General features: G+C 70.2%; 3 protein-coding genes. 2 read left to right on the top strand and 1 reads right to left on the bottom strand.

Annotation, left to right across the window (positions count from 1 at the left end; genetic code table 11):
* Positions 1 to 70 precede the first annotated feature (70 nt).
* Positions 71 to 1,075, bottom strand: coding sequence for an arabinan endo-1,5-alpha-L-arabinosidase (locus tag DQW06_RS19395; RefSeq protein ID WP_117199051.1), 1,005 nt, complete (start codon positions 1,073 to 1,075; stop codon positions 71 to 73).
* A gap of 936 nt (positions 1,076 to 2,011) precedes the next feature.
* Between DQW06_RS19395 and DQW06_RS19390 the strand changes: the two genes are divergently transcribed.
* Positions 2,012 to 3,694: a sodium:solute symporter family protein gene (locus DQW06_RS19390; protein WP_013152041.1), complete on the top strand. Its 1,683-nt coding sequence runs from the start codon at positions 2,012 to 2,014 to the stop codon at positions 3,692 to 3,694.
* Positions 3,695 to 3,743: 49 nt separating this feature from the next.
* Positions 3,744 to 4,016 carry a hypothetical protein gene (locus tag DQW06_RS19385; RefSeq protein ID WP_013152042.1) on the top strand — a complete coding sequence of 91 codons (273 nt, stop codon included), beginning with the start codon at positions 3,744 to 3,746 and terminating at the stop codon, positions 4,014 to 4,016.
* The last annotated feature ends 27 nt before the right edge of the window (positions 4,017 to 4,043 follow it).

The raw sequence follows: 4,043 nt of genomic DNA, 5'->3' as shown, positions 1-4,043 counted from the left end.
GACAGAGGAATAGCAGGTCAGCGAGGGGTCCACCGTCAGGTGGACCCCTCGCCGCGTTCCAGGGCCGGTGTCAGTGCACGTACGGCCATCCGGCGGAGTCCCAGCCGAGCCAGTTGACGCCCAGCAGCGCCGTGCCGTCGTCGGCGTAGTAGTGGTAGGCGAGGATGTCGTGGTCGGTGTCGGCGAAGACGTCCTGGTGGCCGGGGCCGTGCACGCCGCCGTGGCCGGACAGGACCTCGGTGCCGCCGCCCGCGGTCATGGCCCTTCCGGCGCGGTCGCGATAGGGGCCGGTGATGCTGGTGGAGCGGCCGACCATGATGCGGTAGGTGCTGTCCGCTCCCCGGCAGCACAGGTCGAAGGAGACGAACAGGTAGTACCAGCCGTCGCGCTGGAAGAGGGTCGGCGCCTCGACGGCGTCGCCGCCGCGGCCCGCGATCGAGTGCAGGACGCGGTCGCCGCGCTTGCCGGTCGCCGGGTCGATGCGCACCATCTTGATCCCCGACCAGAACGAGCCGAACGCCAGCCACCAGCGGCCCTGGCCGTCCACCTCCAGATGGGGGTCGATGGCGTTGAAGTCGTCGGAGGGGAACGACTCGATGACCAGGCCCTCGTCGCGCCAGGTGCCCGAGTCCCCGCTGGTGCTGGTGGCCAGGAAGATCGCGGACCGGTTGGAGCCGAAGGTCGAGGCGGAGTAGTAGAGGCGGTACCGCCCGTCGGCGTGGGACAGGTGCGGGGCCCACAGGTTGCGCGCGCCGCCCGTGTAGGGGCCGGTCCACGGGGCGCCGCCGGGGAAGGCCGGACCCGCGTCGCGGAAGGCGGTCCGGTCGGCGGAGGTCTTCAGGGCCACGTCGTCGCCGGTGTGGGCGATCAGGTAGCCGCCCCCGGGCCGCTTGACGAAGGACGGGTCGTGCACCCGGACGTCGCCGGTCACATGGCCGGGTCCGGGGTAGTCGGCGGCCGCCGCGGGCCGGGCGCCGACCGCGTCGGCGGCGGTCGTGGTCGCGGCCAGCGCTCCCGCGGCCAGGGCGGAGCCCAGCATTCTGCGGCGGGAGAGGGTGTGCGGGTGTTCCGTCATGGGGAGCCTCCTCGGGCTCGGTTCTGGGGGGTGGGTGCCGCGGCGACGCCGGGTTCCGGGTCGCGGAGTGCCCCGGACCGCGGGCGCCCCGGCCCGAGAAGTGCCTCGGCACCAGGGGAGACGGGTTCCGCGTCGCCGTGCGAGGGCGTGTCACCCATGTGTTGTTAGCGCTAACAACGAGTGTCGCGGGAGCGCGGCGCGCTGCGGCCACGGAACGGGGGGTCGTGCGGGCGCGGAACGGGCCGCGCGTCGCGGTCCGCCCTCGGCCCGCCCGGGTGCGGGGGTGGTCCGCCAGGAGTCCGTGTCGGCACCGGGGGTCGTGTGCCGTGGGACGGGGGCGGCGGGCATCGTGCGCGGTGGCGGGTGCGCTCCGTCACCGTGCGTGCATCGTAAGGTCGCGGTCGCGCAGCGTCAACCCTCCTTCGCGCACTGTCCGCCTCCGGCGTTCCCGGCGCCGCCGAGCCGTTTCCGGCGGCGGCATTTCATGAGAAACAGCCCCGGAAGCACACGATAGGCGCGTTCCGGCGGGGTAGGTGCACAGGCGCCCCTTGCCCCCCCCGGCGCCCGAGGAGAAGGCTCCCGTGACGCCGCTCCCCGCGGTGCCGCGACCCACGGCGGGACCGCGGGTGCCACCCCGAACAGGGCGGCGCCAGACCCTTGACACGCCGGTGCTTGTGCAAGATGGTTGCTTACCTTGATGGTTAATGTTTGGTTCCGTGGAAAAATGTGGGGAATGGTCCTCATGTGCACGGTGCACATGCGTGAACGGAGTAAGAACATGGGCGCACCCCGTCCTGAGGTGCAGATACGGGTACCGGTTCGCGACGCCGCGTCCTTCGTCGCCCGAGATCCGGTGGTGACCCGGGCGCACCACGTCCGAAGGTGTGAACAGGCCTTCCACGCAGGGGCCGCCGCGTCGAGAGAGGACCAGCCGACGTGACCGTGCTAGCACAGGACTCCCTGCGGCTGGACGCCAACGCCATCGACTACACCCTGCTCGCGGTGTACTTCGCGTTCGTGCTGGGCATCGGCTTCATCGCCCGGCGTTCGGTCTCCAACAGCCTCGACTTCTTCCTGTCGGGGCGCTCCCTGCCCGCCTGGGTGACGGGTCTGGCCTTCATCGCGGCCAACCTCGGCGCCATCGAGATCATCGGCATGTCGGCCAACGGCGCCAACTACGGCATGCCGACCATGCACTACTTCTGGATCGGCGCCGTCCCGGCGATGCTGTTCCTGGGCCTGGTCATGATGCCGTTCTACTACGGCTCCAAGGTCCGCAGCGTCCCCGAGTTCATGCTCCGCCGCTTCGGCACCGCCGCCCACCTGCTCAACGGGATCAGCTTCGCGGTCGCCCAGATCCTGATCGCGGGCGTCAACCTCTTCCTGCTGGCGACCATCGTGGACGCGCTGCTGGGCTGGCCCCTGTGGCTGTCGCTCCTGGTCGCCGCCGCGATCGTCCTCAGCTACACCGCGCTGGGCGGGCTCTCCGCGGCGATCTACAACGAGGTGCTCCAGTTCTTCGTCATCGTCGCGGCGCTGCTGCCGCTGACCCTGGCGGGGCTGAACCGGGTCGGCGGCTGGTCGGGTCTGGTGGAGGAGGTCACCGCCTCCCCGCAGGGCGCCGAACAGCTCTCCGCCTGGCCGGGCAACGCGCTGACCGGTTTCGGCGACAGCTTCCTGAGCATCCTCGGCATCGTCTTCGGCCTCGGCTTCGTCCTCGCGTTCGGCTACTGGACGACGAACTTCGTCGAGGTGCAGCGCGCCATGGCCTCCAAGAGCATGTCGGCCGCGATGCGCACCCCCATCATCGGCGCCTTCCCCAAGCTGTTCATCCCGTTCATCGTCATCATCCCCGGGATGATCGCGGGCGTGAGCGTCTCGGAGATGGTCCAGCTCAAGGCCGGTGAGAACCCCGGCGTCGACTACAACGACGCGATCCTGCTGCTGATGCGCGACGTGCTGCCCAACGGTCTGCTGGGCGTGGCCCTGGCCGGTCTGCTCGCGTCGTTCATGGCCGGTATGGCCGCCAACCTCAGCTCGTTCAACACCGTGTTCACGTACGACATCTGGCAGGCCTACGTCGTCAAGAACCGGCCCGACTCCTACTACCTGGGCATGGGCCGGTGGGTCACGGTCGGCGCCACCGTCGGCGCCGTGGGCACGGCGTTCATCGCCTCGGGCTACTCCAACCTGATGGACTACCTGCAGCAGCTGTTCTCGTTCTTCAACGCGCCGCTGTTCGCCACGTTCATCCTCGGTATGTACTGGAAGCGGATGACGCCCCACGCCGGTTGGAGCGGCCTGGCGGCGGGAACCCTGGCCGCCGTGGGCGTGTTCCTGCTCGCCGAGACCGGAGTACTGGCCCTGTCGGCGCAGGGCGCGAGCTTCGTCGGCGCGGGAGCGGCCTTCGTGGTCGACATCCTCGTCAGCGTCGTGGTCACCATGTTCACCCGGCCCAAGCCCGACTCCGAGCTGGTGGGCCTGGTGCACTCGCTGACCCCGCGCGAGTCGCGCAAGGCCTCCACCACCGGTGAGGACGCCGGCTGGTACCGCCGACCGGGGCTGCTGGCCGGGATCGCCCTGGTGCTCGTCATCGTCCTGAACATCATCTTCGCCTGAGCGACCCCGAGAGGTGCACCGTGCTGAGACAAGCTGAGGAGCTCATCCGATGAGTGCTGACAGCCCCGGAAAGAGGAAGGGCCGCACCGCCTCCCGGGTCTTCGACATCCGCACGATCATCGCGCTGCTGTTCGCCATCTACGGCGTCGTGCTGACGGCCATGGGGTTCGCGGCCGCGCCGGAGCAGATCGAGCAGAGCGGAACGAACCTGAACCTGTGGTCCGGTCTGGGCATGCTGGCCTTCGCCGTGTTCATGGGCGGCTGGGCGCTGGTCAAGCCGCTGAAGGCCCCCGAGGAGCCGGGCCCCGACACCGGGGCCTGATCCGTTCGGTCACACGGGCCCCGGGCG

It is taken from the genome of Nocardiopsis sp. TNDT3 (genome assembly GCF_003427465.1).
Classification (GTDB): Bacteria; Actinomycetota; Actinomycetes; order Streptosporangiales; family Streptosporangiaceae; genus Nocardiopsis; species Nocardiopsis dassonvillei.
This window is presented reverse-complemented; position numbering and strand designations above follow the sequence as displayed.